A 16,881-nucleotide genomic window follows, 5' to 3' on the forward strand; every position below is an offset into this window, starting at 1 on the left:
CGTCTCCTATTCCTTATTCCCGACACCAGGAATTCAGCATTTCGGCAACGACCGCTCAAAACCATTTTTCATTTTTCCAAGTAAGCCCTTCATCATCTTATGATCCTGTGGCGTAAACTCGGACATACACGACTGGATGAGCTTCGTATAATAAGGGACTATTTTGCTTAACAACTCTCGTCCTGTCTCTTTTAATCCAACAGTCACCATCCGTCCGTCACTCTCGTGGGCCACGCGTTCTATCATTCCATCTCGCTCTAGACCGTCGATCAATCCCGTCATGGTCCCGCGCGTGACATCCGCTTTTTCCGCTAACTCCGATGGTGTCATGCGATGCGGCGCATGGCAATGCAACAGGCTAAGAACGATAATCCGACCCTGAGAAGCCCCCAACTTGGTCAGATCTGTATCCATCTCTCTGAAAATACCGTTAGCCAAGCGCGCAAATGTCACAAAAGTCTCTATATTATCTACTTCGGCATCCTCATGTCCAAAGCTACGCAGCACCCCGCGTATGGAGTCATTATGAAAATTAAAATTCATAGTCCATCCATTCCTTCCTTAATCCCGCTTGTTCCGCCAAACGGTAGCTTTTCCATTCATCTGGCAACAAAGAAGCATAGGGTTCCTTGGCAAAACGATCATCTACCAGGACCAGCAGCCCTTCGTCATGCTCTGTGCGAATAAGTCTGCCACCTGCCTGAAGAACCTTATTCATCCCCGGATATACATACGCATAGTTAAAACCATTCCGTCCCTGTTCCGAAAAATAATCACGCAGCACATCCCGCTCCGCTCCAATTTGCGGCAAGCCGACGCCGACGACCACTACCCCATTTAAGCGATCACCTGGTAAATCGACACCTTCAGCAAACACACCACCCAATACGGCAAAGCCAAGCAGAGTACGCTCCTGCCCAGGCTGGAAAGCTTCTAGGAACTGATCCCGCTCCGGTTCGGTCATGCCTGGGCTTTGTACCAGCGTATCTGCAGACACGCCCCGAAGCATGAACTCCTCATATACCTCTCGCAAATACGGATAAGACGGGAAAAACACAAGGACGTTCCCTTTCCGCTCCGCCACCAATCCAGCCAGCATATCCGCAATCGCCCCTTTGGAACGCTCACGGTCCCGATAACGGATGGAGAGCGGCAACAGACGTACATCCCATTGCTCCTGATGAAAAGGGGAAGGGACCTGTAATGTATAGTCTTCCTCGCTTGCTCCGAGCATGTCCCGATAATAAGCAAGCGGTGTCAACGTTGCGGAAAAATAAATAGCCGAGCGGTAATTCTTTACAGCTTGTCCCAGCAAGTGTGAAGGATCGAGGCAGAACAGTTTGACCCTCACCTCACTGCGACCTGCTTCAATATAAGTGACGTAACGCTCATCGTATAAAGCAGCCATTCGCAGCATATTTTGGGCGGTGAAATACGTATCCAGAAGCAATGCATATGCCGTCCCCTCACTGCTTGCACGGCTTGTACTGCTCCCTGTCACCAGTTCGCGTTCAGCGGCTTCCACAAAAGGCACCAACAGTTCCAGCACCTCTTGCGGTGCTGTTGATTCCACTGCTTTCCCTGTATCTGCATGCAGCTTGCGCAGCGTAATCATCTGTGCGTTCACTGCACTCGCAGCTGCAGCAATCTCCGGGTTTAGCGACTTAAATTCTCTTTTCAGTTCCAAAAAAGAAGATTTCAGGATTTCCGCCGAAAACATGTCCCGGCCGCGTTCCACCAGATTGTGTGCCTCATCCACCAGTACAACACCTTTTCGTTTGTGCTCCTCCAGCAATCTTTTCAGAGAAATCCGTGGATCAAAAACATAATTATAATCACTGATTATACCATCCGAGGCATACGCCACATCTAGCGAAAACTCGAAGGGGCATACCTTATGCTTGCGCGCATAATGCTCAAGCACCGTCCGCGTCATTAGCGTCTCATTCGCCAAAATATCGGACACCGCACCGTTGATCCGGTCGTAGTAACCCTCGCACATGCTGCATACCCCAGCATCACAATCATGTTCATCCTTAAAGCAAATTTTATCCTTTGCAGTTAGCGTCACTACATGCATATGCAGCCCCTGGGTCTGCATTCGGGCATATGCCTCTTCAGCTGCTGCGCGAGTCGTGGTACGAGCCGTTACATAATATACTCGCCTAGCCAGCCCTTCGCCAATCGCCTTAATCGCAGGAAATAAGGTGGATACCGTTTTACCGATACCGGTGGGCGCTTTGGCAAATAGGTTGACACCTTCGGCAATCGTCTTATACACCGAGCCCGCTAAAGTTCGCTGACCTGAACGATACGTGTCAAAGGGAAAATCCAACCTAGCAATACTGGCATCCCTCTTCTCCGCATGCGCTCTCAGCAGGAATGCATATGGTGCATAACCAGCAATCATTTCCTCAGTATAAGCTTCCAACTCTGCAAAGGATAACATCCGTCTAAAGCGACAAATATGTTCACTGTGTGCCTGTACATAAGTAAGTTGAACCTGCATGGAATGATGCTGCTCCTCACGAGCAATCATATAGGCATACAGAAATGCTTGCGCCCAGTGCACAGGCTGACCGTCTCCCTGAATATCTTCGAGGGGCTGAGAGATCGATTTAATTTCATCCACCGTCCATACACCATCCAGCTCAATCAATCCGTCACAGCGGCCCTCAATGACAAATAATTCACCTTCATATGAAATTTCTGTACGCAAATGTACCTCTTTGCGATCATGCTCCTTGTAACTCTTCTGGATAGCCTGATGCACGCGAGTTCCTTCCTGCATACTGCTATTCGAGCGAAAACCGCTCTGAATGCTGCCACTCCGATGCACATATTCCACAAGTGGACGCACCGAAATGTGAATTGGTTCCTTCATACGATCACCCGTTCCGGTCATAGTCCTTACACTGTACCACGTAGATCAACGAAACGTAAGGGACATAAGAATCGTTTGTGGTCGATGGGTATTCATTCACATCTACTTTCTACCGAAATATAGAAACGAGGCCTTTTACTTTATTCCCAACGATACTACAACTCACATTACAGCATAAAGGACAGGGATATGTTAAAAGAATTAATTAACAATTTTGCGTTATTAACGAGCTTCTTATTCTTCGGAAATTTATTTTCCCGGAAATATGAACGTTACCTGACAAATCATGCACTCATTCATCAGATATTAAACGGTTTAATGCTGGGCGTGTTTGGCATCCTGTTAATGATGACCGGTTTATGGATCCGTGGGCATTTTGTGGTTGATCTGCGCCAATTGGCGATTATCATATCTGTTTATATAGGAGGATCGGTATCCGGTCTGCTGACCACCCTGATCGTCATCCTGTATCGTATTTACATCACAGGGGGATGGACGGATATTACTCTGACTGTTACGGTTAATTGCTTCATGACACTAGTCCTTTCACTTATCTTTATTCGAGAAAAAAAGCTAGCACTCGGCAAATGGATGTCAGCCGTGCTTGGGGCTGTTGTTGTGTCGCTGTTATCCGCTTTTTACGTGGATAATTCCCCCAACCTAGAATCTATGATCATAGTCACAACTGTGAAGATTCTTGGCGGCTTGTTCACTTATTTTATGATGTCCCATATCAAAAAAACAGAACGGGCTATTCATCTGCTGGAAGAGGCCGCGAACCGCGATCATTTAACCGGGCTATACAGTCCGCGTGCTTTTGATGCGCTGTTCGAAGAGGTACTTCATGCTTCCAAGACTACAAAAAAACCCTTTGGACTCGTAATGCTAGATATTGACCACTTTAAAGAAATTAATGATACGTATGGCCATTTGAACGGAGACGCCGTCTTAAGCCAACTGGGAATTCTGTTAAATCGGGAATCTACAACAAGAGCATATCCCTCCCGTAAAGGCGGAGAGGAATTCGCAATTCTACTCGGAGATTGTGATACCGAAAAGGCGGCAAGCTTTGCCGAGAAGATTCGAAAAGCTGTGGAAAATGAATGTTTTCTCTTGAATGACGGAACTATACTCTCCTTAACCGTATCCATCGGGGCAGGCAGCTCTCCTGTTATTGCATCGAGGCGTTTATTGGAAAAAGCAGACGAGGCATTGTATGAAGCCAAACGATCAGGACGCAATCGGGTAGAACTGGCAAAACCATAATTATTAGTCGCTAAATGTCAGGAAAGCTGGATTAATGTTAATAAAAAGTGGTAAAATGGAAATAACATCGTTATCAAAAAAACTTCTGCCGCTAGTGGAGACATGCCTTACAATCGACATGGGGGGTGGGCTTTGTGAACCTCGAACAATTGGAAAAACTCATGGAAAAAGAGCGTCGTGAACTGAATCGCATGGCTGACTTACACGGATTAAAAGATGAACGTGTATTGGACAAATCCTCCAGGCTTGACCGTATTATGGACAAGTACCTTCACACCAAGCGCGCAATAAACCAAACACACTCCTAAAAGCAAGCTACATCGCTGCCCCTCAGGGCAGCTTTTTTATGATCTAAGCTGCATCCGTCCTTCTCATCGACGACTCCCGCCATATTCTGTCCGCAACAATCGCTGTGTGAAGGATATCCACTCTCTGGCCGCAAAGGACAGATACCGATCGTTTCGCCAGATCATCCCCAAATGCCAAGGAATGACAGGATCAACGAGCGGAAGAATACGCAAACGTTCGGAATCCAGATCCCGGCATATCGCCTCAGGCAATAACGCTACTCCCAGGTTGGCGGCAACCATCTCGCTGATCAAATCCCATTGAGAACTTTCGTAGACTACGCGCGGCTGAAAGCCAGCACGAACACATTCGGCAATGATACGGTCATGCAGCGTAAAATCCTCACGGAACAGCACAAATGCCTCCTCTGCTAACGCAGATAGCGGCACCTCCTTGCACTCAGCTAATGCATGCGTAGGGTGAACGAGCAAATTCAGCTTTTCCTCCACAAATAGAAATGTCTCGAACATATCTCCAACCGGAGGCAGCACAATTACGCCGATATCCAGTGCTCCAGCTTCTACGTCTTGCTCCACTTTTTTAGCCCCATCCTCGAACAATTGAATAGTCACATCGGGAAAAGCCTTATGAAATTCACCAATGACACGCGGAAAAAAGCTAGACCCGACCATAGGAGGCAAGCCGATGCGGATATGTCCTTTTTTCAGATTCATCAAATCACTCAGTTCCGAGGACAGGCTCTGAAAGGACTTTACAATCGCTTGTGCCTGAAGCTCAATGACCTTGCCCGCATCCGTCAGTACGATTCTTTTTCCAATGCGATCAAACAAAGTAACTCCCAATTCTTCTTCCAGGCTTTTAATCGTCTTACTAATCGTCGGCTGAGTAATGAACATGCTCTGGGCTGCCTTCGTAAAGCTGCGCAACCGCGCGACTTCCAGAAAATATTGCAAATGTCGGATATCCAAAGCTACACCTTCTTCCATAGATAAACGGAATGGACTTCATTCTTTATATGCATTTTACTCATGAAAGCTTGTGATGTAAAATTTCATTACAGTTTGAAAATAACGGATCTCAAAGATAGGAGACTTTATATATGAAAAGCTTCATACGCGGTGTCCTTCAGATCGCCGTCCTGATGGCCTTTTCGCTCATCCTGAACGCGCTGGTCTCCTGGCTCCACCTGCCTATACCTGGTAGTATCGTCGGTATGCTAATTCTCTTTGTTCTGCTGCAAACGGGTGTGGTTCGACTAAGCTGGATCGAGGTCGGCGCAAACTGGTTGCTGGCCGAACTGCTATTATTCTTTATTCCCTCCGCTGTTGGTGTTATGAATTATTGGCCGATGCTGGAACACGATGGCATGAGTATTATGCTGGTCGTACTGCTCGGCACCTTCCTGGTGATGGCCTGCACAGGTATGATCGCCAGTCTGCTTGGTAAACGAAAGGAGCATAAATCATCATGACCGGTCTTCTATGTATTGTATTGACACTCGCTATTTACTGGATGGCCAAACGCATGTACCGTACACTGCCCAAGGTGTATATGTCCCCATTGCTCATTACACCTGTTGTTATTATTTTGATTTTGACACTGACGGGTGTGAATTACCGTTCTTATAATTCAGGCGCTCAGTTGCTATCCATGCTGCTACAACCAGCTACGATTGCATTTGCTGTCCCTTTGTACCGATATTTCCCTGTGTTAAAGAAACACGCAGCCCAAATCGTGCTGAGCGTGTTGTCTGGATCTGTCGTAGCCGTGCTGTCCTCCATGGCGCTCGCCAAGTGGATGCATCTGGATTCCTCGCTGCTGAGCAGCCTGATTCCTCGCTCCATTACGACGCCTATAGCGATGAATGTATCGCAAACGATTGGCGGTAATCCGACAGTCACGGCTGTATTCGTTATTCTGACCGGATTGAGCGGTCTTATTATCGGTCCGATGACCGTCAAGCTATTCCGTATCGAAAATGAAGTTTCACGCGGGGTATTGCTCGGCACCGGCGCTCATGGTACAGGTACCTCCAAAGCATTCGAATTCAGTTCGCTGACAGGTACCATCTCCAGCATCTCGATGGTGCTCGCCGCTCTCTTTACCTTAGCGGCTGCGCCGTTCCTGTTCCACTTGATGCTGTAAGCCATCTGTATAACAAAGAAGCAGCGATTCTCTTATGAATAGAGAATCGCTGCTTTTGTTTTGTAGGCCCTTTTTATTTAAAGCAGTGATGCTATATCAGATGGCTTTAACGGCGCCAGGTTCGGCCTCTACCTCTACAGGTGTCACCGCTTCATACAGGTAAGCATCCAGCTCAGTCGTATATTGGCGTTCTTGCTCAGGGCTCCAGCCTGCATGTTCGGACATCAATGCAACGGCAGCTTCCTTCCAACGCTTCACCTCGTCAATCTGAAAGAACAGCGCTCCAGTTCGGCGTATGAAAAAGTCAGACGGTGTCACTGTCATTTCCTGTTCCATCGCGTACAGGAGCGGAACACGTACTTCCACAGGCAGCGCCGCTTCCGTCTCGGTGGCGTTCTTCATGCTCCGTGTCGCTATGGCAAACAGTCGCTCCACGTTAGAACCATAGCGAACAGCCCATGCTCTGGCGGTTTCCGGCGATAGGCCGAGCGCGGCGCCCGCTACGGCTTGCTTGCTCACAAAAGCGCCCCAGCCCGCCGAGCCGCCTACACTGCCGCCCGAAATCGGGATCTGTCTCGTGCGGCATGCCCGAAAGCTCTGCCCATGCAAGCGGCCCAGCTCCCGTACCGCACGATCCACGACGAGTTCGGACATTTTCCGGTAGCCCGTCAGCTTGCCGCCTGCAATCGTGATCAGCCCTGAACGGGATTCCCAAATTTCGTCCTTGCGTGAAATTTCTGAAGGGCTTTTACCGTCTTCATAAATAAGCGGGCGTACCCCTGCCCAACTGGATTCCACGTCTGTAACCGTCAGCTTCACATCCGGGAACATCCCGTTGATCGCCTGAAGCACATACGCCCGGTCTTCGGCAGTCATCCGAGGATGCGCTGTATCTCCCTCATACACCGTGTCGGTTGTACCTGCATAGGTTTTTCCGTCACGCGGGATCGCGAATACCATGCGCCCATCCGGTGTATCGAAATACACTGCCTGTTGAAGCGGGAATCGCTCACCATCGAATACCAGATGGATCCCCTTTGTCAGGCGAAGCACCTTGCCTTCTTTGGAGCGATCCATTTCCCGCAACGTATCTACCCAAGGCCCGGCAGCGTTAATGACCAGCGAAGCGCTGATTTCGTATGGTTTCCCCGTTACCCGATCGGTTACACTGGCGCCGCTTATTCGTCCGCTGTCATACAGCAGCTTGTCAGCCTTGGCATAGTTCACAGCCAGCGCCCCTCGTGTAACGGCTTCCTTCATCACCTCAATCGTCAGGCGAGCATCGTCTGTGCGGTACTCCACATAGCTGCCGCTTCCCTTCAGCCCTTTTCTCTTCAGCAAAGGCTCGCGCTCCAGCGTAGCCTGAATGTCCAGCATGCGGCGGCGCTCACTACGCTTCACGCCAGCGAGAAAATCATACACTAGCAGCCCGACAGAAGTGGTAAACGCATTAAATGTGCCCCCCTGGTGAAAAGGAAGCAGCATACGCTCCGGAATGGTCACATGAGGACCATTTTCAAATACGATAGCTCGCTCCTTCCCGACCTCGGCTACCATCTTCACTTCAAATTGCTTCAAATAACGAAGACCGCCATGCACCAGCTTGGTAGAACGACTGGATGTGCCTGCTGCAAAATCCTGCATTTCCACCAGCGCTGTCTTCAAACCACGATCCGCCGCATCCAGCGCAATTCCCGCTCCTGTAATGCCGCCGCCAATAATTAAAATATCAAAATGCTCACGCCCCATACGTTCTAAAACAGCCGTTCTCTCCTGTGCAGCAAATCCTCGTTCTCCCATCATCTATCCCTCCAATTTCGTACATGTCTGCTATGCAATCTGACGCCTGGGATCATCAAAAGGTACAAAAAAAGACCACGAACATCGCTGCGGCGGATGCCGAGCGGTCCATGGTCTCTCCAAGTCTCCTGACGAGTATTAACTTATTGATATCGTAGCATACACAGTACACGATGAAAAGGGAAATATGCCTGCGTTTATTGCAGGTCGTTCCCCACGCCAAGCCAAAGGTCGCGCTCCTTGCTTATTATGTAGGTAGCCCACATGATTCAAAAAAATTATCGCTTATAGTGCTCAAACAGTTGTTTATTGGAGGTCGTAACTGCTGCAGCACCCGCTGCCAACGCTGCCTCCACATCCCCAGGGGTACGAATAAGTCCACCAGCCAAAATAGGAATCCCCGTGCGTTCACTGACCTCTGCGATCATCGGCGGTACAACACCGGGCAGCACCTCAATATAATCAGGGCGCGTTTTTTCCACCAGTGCGTAGCTTTTTTCTAGCGCAATCGTATCCAGCAGGAACACTCGTTGTACAGCAAGAATTCCCTTTTTTTTAGCGGTTGCAATCACCCCGGAACGGGTTGAGATAATCCCAAATGGCTTAATCTCCTGACACAAATACTCAGCGGCATACTCGTCATTTTTCAAACCTTGCACCAGGTCGGCATGCAGAAGCATCTGCTTGTTGCGGCTCCTTGCCATCTGATACAGGTTGCGCAGTTGCGCTACATGCGTATCCAGAAAAACAGCATACTCATAAGAGCTGTCCAAAATATCCTCCAACTGCTTCATATGCTTAGCTGCAGGTAAAATGCGTTGTCCCTGAAATGGCATGGATATCCCCCTTGGGCCGAATGTCATTTGAAACTCGTTCAAATTTTATATTATCACTCTGTTCGACGAACGTGAAGCGGTTTCAATGGGGATATGTATAAAGGCTGCTCTCCCTGCTTTTAGCATCTGCGGGAGAAGACAGCCTTATCCGTCAGAGGACTCGATCAGATCACAAGGTGGGATCCTAGAATTGTTTTATACGAGACTAGCCCTCAAACCCTTGGCGCAGCCACGAGGTAGCCAGCATGATCGCACCGCGCTTAGCTGCGGTTTCCGACAATGGGTTGAGCATCACAAAGTCATGGATGATGCCCTGAAAGCGTACAGCGGTCACATCTACCCCTGCTTCACGCAGCTTGTTCGCATAGGCTTCACCTTCATCCCGCAGCACATCGGCCTCGCCTGTAATAACCAGCGCACGCGGTAGCCCTTTGAGCTGGTCCATAGTGGCACGTAACGGGGACGCCGTGATTTGTGCTCGTTCGTTGGGATCCGTCGTATATTGATCCCAGAACCATTGCATCCCTTCACGGCTCAGGAAATACCCTGTGGCGAACTCATGATATGATTCCGTATCAAAAGAAGCATCCGTCACCGGATAGAATAACAACTGCTGCCGAATAGCAGGACCACTGCGTTCTTTGGCCAGCAAAGTGACAGCTGCCGTCATGTTACCACCGACACTATCTCCGGCGATCGTCAACGTGTCGGGCTTCAGCCCATGCTCGCGCCCATGCTGTGCTACCCATTGAACGACCGCGTAAATCTCCTCAATCGCCGTCGGATATTTGGCTTCAGGTGACAAGCTGTATTCCGGGAATACAACGGCTGCCTGTGAGCCTACCGCCAGTTCACGAATCAGTCGGTCATGCGTATGAGCGTTACCGAATACCCAGCCTGCTCCATGGATATAGACGATGACCGGGAGATCACCTGTCACCTGTTGCGGACGAACAATTCTAACCTTCACCTCACCGCCAGGACCACCTGGAATCGACAGATCCTCTAGGTCTGCCGCAGGTTTATCTGCTGGACCGGATTGAACCTCATTGACCGTTTCACGTCCTTTTTCAGGTCCCAAATCATACAAGAACGGAGGCTTGGCATTATCGTCTGCGAATTTTTGCGCTGCGGGCTCCAGCTGTACCTTTTTACTCATATCGTTTCACTCTTCCTTTCTTATCTGCGTTCTATATCGTTCCAATATGCTTTAAATGTACTCATTGCGTTCACCTTATATTTAAACGAGTTCCTCTCTTTCCAATCGGAGGACCTTATTTTGCCCAACAGAAGAGCTTGACTTTTATTTTATATTGTAACTATAATAGTTACATATTTAAGTTCAAGGATGAACACGCAGTTAAAGAAGTGAATTTCTAAATCATATTTATAGGAGGATATACTATTATGAAAATTGCAGTTATTGGTGCAGGCGGTAAAGCGGGAAGTAACATCGCAAAAGAAGCATTAGACAGAGGCCATGAAGTCACCGCCATCGTGCGTGACCCGGCTAAAGTAACGGACAAGCGTGCTGCTGTAGTACAAAAGGACGTTTTTGATCTGAAAACAGATGATCTGAAGGGTTTTGACGTTGTTGTTAATGCTTTTGCCGCTCCATTCGGACAAGAGCATCTGCATGTAGATGCAGGTAATGTACTGATTGAGGCTCTCCGCCATGTGTCCGGTACTCGCCTGATTGTCGTAGGTGGTGCAGGTAGCTTGTTTACGGATGAGTCCCAGACACTCTTGGTCAAGGATACTCCTGGTTTCCCTGATTTTGTATATCCAACGGCTCATAACCAAGGAAAAAATCTGGACATTCTACGCGGTACCAGCGACCTGAACTGGACGTTCATTAGTCCCTCCGCGGAATTCGCTCTCGGCAAACGTACAGGCTCTTACCAAGTGGGCAAGGACACACTGCTGGTTAATTCCAAAGGTGCAAGCTATGTCAGCTATGAGGATTATGCTGTTGCCGTAGTAGACGAAATTGAAAAACCACAACATCTGAATCAACGCTTCACTGTCGTATCCGAGTCCTAATTCTGCAGCTGAACCAAACATTCCAACATAAAAAGACCCTTCTGGTTCACTTTCCATCCTGCTTGGAAAATGATCCTGAAGGGTCTTACTGTAGGTCTAGTCCGTCCAATCTTCTACTTTTCAACTTGAATTACAGTCTTCCGATCACTAAAGCATAGCTTAAGAACTGGAGGTGCAGCCAACGTCGTCAAAATAACGGCAATGATAACTGATGTAAAATACTGCTGTACCAGCAGACCCGTCTGCAACCCGGTGGTTAAGCCAATGCTGACAAAAAATACAGGCACAAAGATGGAATAGGCGATGGGCTCCACCTTTTCTTCTACAACCTGCTTAAAGCTTGTTTGCGAAATGGCAATCCCGGCAGCAAAAGCTCCGATAATACCCGCCATACCCATCAAATCTGCAAAATACGCAAAACCGAAGCAAATAACCAAAGCAGCCGTAATCACAGCTTCTGTCACTTTGAGAGGGGCAAGTATTTTCATAATCCATGGAACAACGAACCAGCCACCCAGAATAGCTACCACGAAGAAGATCAGCTTCTTGCCAACAAGAAGTCCCAGCGAGGTTTGCCCACCCATGCCGAATATACTCATCACTACCGCAAGCAGCACTACGACAAGCACATCATCCAGTACGGCTGCGCCCAAAATGGTCGAACCTTCTCGAGTATTCAGCTTGTTCATATCCTTGAGCACCTGCACCGTAATGCTTACGGGAGTAGCACTCAAGACAATCCCCAGAAACCATCCTTCAAATCCAAAGGCTTCACCAACTCCAAAACCACAGAGCAACGGCAAAATATGTGTCTGACCTGAAAAGAACAACGCACAAATAAAAAGGGGAACCCGAAATATAGCACAGGTTCCCCTAAAAAAGACATAAAGGAGCCTTGGTGATAGGCTCCTCGGGTAGTTCATCTATTCATTTGATGTTGTCGGCCATACTTGCACAAACAAGTAATTTTATCTTTTAATTATATCTTTTCTGCAAGCCCATGTAAACGTATGGTGTCAACTTTCTGCTTTTTCTACATACCGTGCACAGTATTCATGATCCAACATGCTCATCAAAATGGAATCATGGTATTGATGATTGTAGAATAAAGCATCCCGCTGCACACCTTCACGCTTAAAGCCTACTTTTTCATAGCAGCGAATGGCTCGTTCATTAAAATCAAATACATTCAGCTCAATCCGATGCAGGTTACAAACACCGAACCCATAGCCCAGCATGAGTACAAGCGCTTCGGTGCCATAGCCTTTCCCCTGATTTCCTTGCTCATTGATCGCAATACGGATGTTGGCGCTGCGATTCAGGCTGTCCATATCTTGCAGCGCAATATCGCCGATGACACGATCATCCTCCTGAAGTGCAATGAGCAACAGCAGGCTGGAGGTATCCTGCCCTTTAGCTTCAATATAACGGGCAATTTGCTCCTTGGTAAAGCTTCGCTGTGTGCCCGTCAGCCTCCGTACTTCCTGATGGAACAATGTATTGTAGTATAACTCGGTGTCCTCCACGTTAATGGGACGCAGGTATACCCGTGATCCTTCAAGCAATCGTGCCACAGGCGTTACGGACGAAGAATTTTGAGTCAACTCGATCACTCCTATGCTAAAATATAAAAATTTAAATTTCTATAATGGAAGCAAACGATTACGCCAGGTCGGCATTTTGTTCAGCAGAAGGGATGGGATCAGCGAGAGACTCCCGCCAAATTACGGATTGAAGCAGTAGTCCTGCTAAGCCCAGGATTCCTACGGTCATGCCGATCCAGACAAAAGCCGTCCCCGCCCCTGCTATTCGGATCAATACTCCCCCGGCAAGCGGCGAAATAACCATGATCGCTCCAATGACGGTACTTTGAATACCGAAGACACGTCCCACCATATCAGCAGGGGTTTTGGCTTGTAATATGTAATTCTGGGTGATAATGTACAGCCCGTTCCCCACACCTAGCATAGCCCCGATCGCAAGCAGTACGGGGAGTCCTGTCCCGGGTTGCGCCCAGCCTAAAGCGGCAATCGCTCCGCCAACCAGCACATACCCTCCGCCGAGTCCCCAGCCTGCGCTTACACGATTCAGGTGATTCAGCACAAGCATACAGCCGACTGCGCCAGCACCTATAGCTGAAACCAGCCAACCGAGCAGCGATTCGTTGCCCGGGGCGAGCACGCGCAGCAACGTAGGGAACTGGTAGTCGATCATAAGAATGGCGATCAAGCCGAACAGTCCGAATATGAGCGTGTGCAACAGCATTCGACTGCGCCAGAGGAATGCCCAGCCTTCCCGCCACTGGCTGATAAAACGAGATGCGCGAGCAGGCTCTGCCTGCATCTTGGCATCATCAGCCTCATGCGCTGTAAGCGATGCCGACTTTCCTGGCTGCTCGTCAGCAAGCGCTTGCTGGTCCGGGCTGGCCAGCGCCGGACCGATGCCACGCAGCGGCAAGAGCAGCAGGCCGGAGCAGAGACGCAGCAGTGCATTCAAGATGATGCATGCTTGCGGGGACAGCACAGCCAAGGTCATGGCGCCCAGCAAGGGCCCCGCGACTTTGGAGGCCTGATTGACCAGTCCGTTCAGTGAGGTTGCACGGAAAAGGTCGCTACTGGCGACTACTGTACGGGTCAAGCCTTGCTGTGACGGCATTTGGAATACACCAGCCGCTGCGCGCAAACCGAGCAAAGGCAACAGCCACGCCGGACCTGGGACGGCGAGAATCGCCAGCGTCAGTAAGGCGATAGCTGCATCGCAGATGATCATCAGCCGCGCCTTCTGTACCCGGTCGGCTAACGTACCTGCAATAGAACCGAGCAGCAGACCCGGCAGGGCCATGACTACCGGAATCAGCGCAATCAGCATGGGGTCGGCTTCCCAGCGGTAAGCAACCAGCACCTGAATGGCGATAGCATCAAACCAATCGCCAAAGGAAGCAGCCGTATGGGCCGCAAACATCCGCCGAAAACGACCATTACGCCAAATACTGGGCGTGGATTGCAACTCTTTCTCTTCCTTCATTTCTATTCACCCTGCTCTCATTTTCTGCTTCATTAGCAATAAGAACATTCTAGCGGGTCTTTATCAGAGGAAAATCAGACAGCTAAAAAAAGTCAGGCCACAGAAAGGATCTGCTCCAGCCAGCGCTTTAGCGCCGAACGATGCAGTGTCAAACAATTGTCCCGGTCAAGCTGATCGTATTGAGCCGCATACTTCTCTTCCAGCATGGGATATGGGCCGCAAAGCTTCAAGAAACTGCGAATTTGACTAACCGCTTTGATTTTTAGCAGTTCCTGTTTCGCCATATCAAGAGTGCCCAGTCCCTCATCCATGAGCCGCTCAGCGTTGTCCACATCTCCAGTACGCAACAGCATAAGTCCACGCAGCATGCGATAACGGCCCAGTTCGCGCAAATACGGAGCCACCGACAGCATGCCTTCCAGACGATCAGACAGTTCAGCAACCTTTTCCATATGATTGGCAACCAGATGCATGTACATCTCCATCAGCGCAACCGGCATCACAAATTTATCGAGATCATCCCGCTCCATGATCATGAAGGTCAATGGCAGGCCTTCCTGTGCGCGTTCTGGTTGTCCATGTTCCACATAAGCCTCCAGAATATTGAGGATGCGCAATTCCCGCTCTTGGTCACTGGACAGCAATCCGCTGGTGAACGCACGTTCACAAAGGGCTAACCCGTGATCCGTAACCGCTGCTGTGCCTGTATATAGCAGCAGCATCCAATACAAACGGTCTGCGGGTGCAAAATCCTCTCGCTTTAAAAACCAAGACACATCCGCCTGCACAAAACGGATATACATTTGATAATAGGCCGACATTTGGAAACCCAGCTGTTCCTGCTGTTCAGCTAGTGCTACGATGGAATCTCCCTGCCCCAACAGGTGATACTTTCGGAAAAGTCCATGAACGGCGTCCTGCACTTCCTGATCGTGCAAAGAAGGATGATTCCGTGGTTGTATGTCAGTCAGGGTCAAGCTGTAGCCATACCCTCTAACCGTATGAATACGAAGTCCAGTCCATGCCTTAAGTTTTTTGCGCAATCTGTAGATATGATCATCCACGGTACGCTCCACTGGATATTCCAGCGGCCACACACGATCCAGCAGTTGTTCCCGGGTGAACACCTGATTCCGGTTATCGTATAGGAAGCGCAGCAACGCAAACTCTTTAGCCAACAACATAACACGATCTGCATTATAGACCACGCTATAGCCATCTGCATCAAATTGCAGCCTGATCATCCACCTCGCCTCCGACATATCGTTTCTTGGCTGCACCCAGGCCTATAAACATAAGCAGCACACTCAGGCACAAGAGTAAAAGCAGCGGAATTGTCCAGCCCTGTGTCGCATCATGCAAATAACCGAATAGTGTCGGTCCTGTCGCTGCCAGCAAATAACCAAAGGATTGCGCCATACCTGACAGTTCTGCGGCCTGCTGCGGTGTCCGGGTCCGCAAATTAAAGAACATCATGACTAGCGGGAAAGCAAAACCACCTGCTATTCCAATACAAATAACCCAAACCACACTCCACTGTGTAGCCCCGAGCAGAAATCCACCCAGACCGATAAAATAGAGCACTGCCATAATCAGAACCAATAGCCGCTGATCCTTCACTCGCGCCGCCCAAATAGGAACAATAAAAGTAAATGGCATTTGTGAAAATTGCAGCACAGACAGCATCCATCCCGCAGTCTCTGAATCCATTCCCTGTCCGCTCATCATTTCGGGAAACCAGGCAGCAGGAACATAGAAGAGAGCAGATTGCAGCCCCATGAACAGCGTCACCTTCCATGCCAAAGACGATTTATACACATTCACCGTTCGGGCGGATACTACCGCTTGATTAGCTGTTCGGCGCACCTTAAGAAGCTGGGGCACCCAGAGTAAAATACCTACGACGCCAATAATCGCCCAGATCCCTAAAGCACCACGCCAGCCCATTCCTCCATTCAGAGCCAGCGGTATACTCAGACCGGATGCTGTTGCAGCGACCACATTCATGGATACGGAATATACGCCGGTCATCAGGCCGCTATTGCGAGGGAACTCTTCTTTGATCAAGCTGGGCAGCAAAACATTGCACACAGCAATAGCCAGTCCCAGCATCGCAGTCCCGACAAATAATGCAGTCACCCCCAACGTCGAGCGCACCACAATACCTGCGGTCAACAGCAGCAAGGCTGCAAAAATAACAAGCGGCGACCCGAAGCGGCGCGACAGTTGGGCTACAAAAGGCGACAACAGTGCAAAAGCAAGCAGCGGTAATGTCGTTAACAGACCACTTAGTGTATTTGAAATATGCAAAGAATCCTTAATCAAACCGATAAGAGGTCCTACCGAAGTAATCGAGGCGCGCAGATTGGCACCTACCAGGATGATCCCTACGGCTAGCAGCCAAGGACCGGCATGCCACAAAGATTTGTATAGCAAGGCTCGTTGGTGTTGCTGTGAACTCATCTCTCCATTCTCCAATCTATCTGTGTTATGCTCAAAGGCTCCAACCAAGTGTAACGGCTGGAGCCTAGGCAATTTTTTATCTCATTAAATTATAAAGGCATTCGTGCCATA

General features: G+C 49.3%; 16 protein-coding genes. 5 read left to right on the plus strand and 11 right to left on the minus strand.

Annotation, left to right across the window (positions count from 1 at the left end; genetic code table 11):
• Positions 1-33: 33 nt before the first annotated feature.
• On the minus strand, positions 34-543 hold the full coding sequence (locus tag FKV70_RS08500; RefSeq protein WP_142612543.1) for a MarR family winged helix-turn-helix transcriptional regulator: 510 nt from the start codon (positions 541-543) through the stop codon (positions 34-36).
• Positions 533-2,905: a helicase C-terminal domain-containing protein gene (locus FKV70_RS08505; RefSeq protein ID WP_142612544.1), complete on the minus strand. Its 2,373-nt coding sequence runs from the start codon at positions 2,903-2,905 to the stop codon at positions 533-535. Before FKV70_RS08505 ends, FKV70_RS08500 begins: the two co-directional genes overlap by 11 nt.
• 168 nt (positions 2,906-3,073) lie before the next feature.
• Between FKV70_RS08505 and FKV70_RS08510 the strand changes: the two genes are divergently transcribed.
• On the plus strand, positions 3,074-4,150 hold the full coding sequence (locus tag FKV70_RS08510; protein ID WP_142612545.1) for a GGDEF domain-containing protein: 1,077 nt from the start codon (positions 3,074-3,076) through the stop codon (positions 4,148-4,150).
• A 134-nt stretch (positions 4,151-4,284) separates the two neighbouring features.
• Positions 4,285-4,458 (plus strand): aspartyl-phosphate phosphatase Spo0E family protein, encoded by a 174-nt coding sequence (locus FKV70_RS08515; RefSeq protein ID WP_013312483.1) that lies wholly within the window; start codon positions 4,285-4,287, stop codon positions 4,456-4,458.
• 63 nt (positions 4,459-4,521) lie between these two features.
• Here the strand turns inward: FKV70_RS08515 and cidR are convergent, their stop codons facing one another.
• Positions 4,522-5,427 (minus strand): cidABC operon transcriptional activator CidR, encoded by a 906-nt coding sequence (gene cidR / locus FKV70_RS08520; protein WP_331709494.1) that lies wholly within the window; start codon positions 5,425-5,427, stop codon positions 4,522-4,524.
• A gap of 131 nt (positions 5,428-5,558) precedes the next feature.
• On the opposite strand from cidR, the gene FKV70_RS08525 reads away from it, so the two are divergent.
• The gene (locus FKV70_RS08525) at positions 5,559-5,930 is read left to right on the plus strand and encodes a CidA/LrgA family protein (protein ID WP_063207104.1); all 372 of its coding nucleotides are present in this window, start codon (positions 5,559-5,561) and stop codon (positions 5,928-5,930) included.
• The gene (locus FKV70_RS08530) at positions 5,927-6,604 is read left to right on the plus strand and encodes a CidB/LrgB family autolysis modulator (protein WP_063207107.1); all 678 of its coding nucleotides are present in this window, start codon (positions 5,927-5,929) and stop codon (positions 6,602-6,604) included. Before FKV70_RS08525 ends, FKV70_RS08530 begins: the two co-directional genes overlap by 4 nt.
• Before the next feature lie 96 nt (positions 6,605-6,700).
• Here the strand turns inward: FKV70_RS08530 and FKV70_RS08535 are convergent, their stop codons facing one another.
• From FKV70_RS08535 to FKV70_RS08545, 3 genes are all read right to left on the minus strand, one after another.
• Positions 6,701-8,404, minus strand: a complete 1,704-nt coding sequence (locus FKV70_RS08535; protein WP_142612737.1) for a glycerol-3-phosphate dehydrogenase/oxidase — start codon at positions 8,402-8,404, stop codon at positions 6,701-6,703.
• A gap of 278 nt (positions 8,405-8,682) precedes the next feature.
• Positions 8,683-9,240: a glycerol-3-phosphate responsive antiterminator gene (locus FKV70_RS08540; RefSeq protein WP_142612546.1), complete on the minus strand. Its 558-nt coding sequence runs from the start codon at positions 9,238-9,240 to the stop codon at positions 8,683-8,685.
• Between the two features lie 205 nt (positions 9,241-9,445).
• Positions 9,446-10,399, minus strand: a complete 954-nt coding sequence (locus tag FKV70_RS08545; RefSeq protein ID WP_142612547.1) for an alpha/beta hydrolase — start codon at positions 10,397-10,399, stop codon at positions 9,446-9,448.
• Positions 10,400-10,647: 248 nt separating this feature from the next.
• On the opposite strand from FKV70_RS08545, the gene FKV70_RS08550 reads away from it, so the two are divergent.
• On the plus strand, positions 10,648-11,283 hold the full coding sequence (locus tag FKV70_RS08550) for an NAD(P)-dependent oxidoreductase (RefSeq protein ID WP_142612548.1): 636 nt from the start codon (positions 10,648-10,650) through the stop codon (positions 11,281-11,283).
• Positions 11,284-11,396: 113 nt separating this feature from the next.
• On the opposite strand, the gene FKV70_RS08555 is transcribed toward FKV70_RS08550, so the two are convergent.
• The 5 genes from FKV70_RS08555 to FKV70_RS08575 form a co-directional block, all read right to left on the minus strand.
• Positions 11,397-12,206 carry a cation:proton antiporter domain-containing protein gene (locus FKV70_RS08555; RefSeq protein WP_280115065.1) on the minus strand — a complete coding sequence of 270 codons (810 nt, stop codon included), beginning with the start codon at positions 12,204-12,206 and terminating at the stop codon, positions 11,397-11,399.
• 93 nt (positions 12,207-12,299) lie between these two features.
• Positions 12,300-12,887, minus strand: coding sequence for a GNAT family N-acetyltransferase (locus FKV70_RS08560; RefSeq protein WP_142612549.1), 588 nt, complete (start codon positions 12,885-12,887; stop codon positions 12,300-12,302).
• A 58-nt stretch (positions 12,888-12,945) separates the two neighbouring features.
• Positions 12,946-14,307 (minus strand): MFS transporter, encoded by a 1,362-nt coding sequence (locus FKV70_RS08565; protein WP_142612550.1) that lies wholly within the window; start codon positions 14,305-14,307, stop codon positions 12,946-12,948.
• 92 nt (positions 14,308-14,399) lie between these two features.
• On the minus strand, positions 14,400-15,551 hold the full coding sequence (locus FKV70_RS08570) for a winged helix-turn-helix domain-containing protein (RefSeq protein ID WP_142612551.1): 1,152 nt from the start codon (positions 15,549-15,551) through the stop codon (positions 14,400-14,402).
• Positions 15,532-16,770 (minus strand): CynX/NimT family MFS transporter, encoded by a 1,239-nt coding sequence (locus FKV70_RS08575; protein WP_063207130.1) that lies wholly within the window; start codon positions 16,768-16,770, stop codon positions 15,532-15,534. Before FKV70_RS08575 ends, FKV70_RS08570 begins: the two co-directional genes overlap by 20 nt.
• Positions 16,771-16,881 lie beyond the last annotated feature (111 nt).

This window comes from Paenibacillus ottowii, from assembly GCF_006874425.1.
Taxonomy (GTDB): Bacteria; Bacillota; Bacilli; order Paenibacillales; family Paenibacillaceae; genus Paenibacillus; species Paenibacillus ottowii.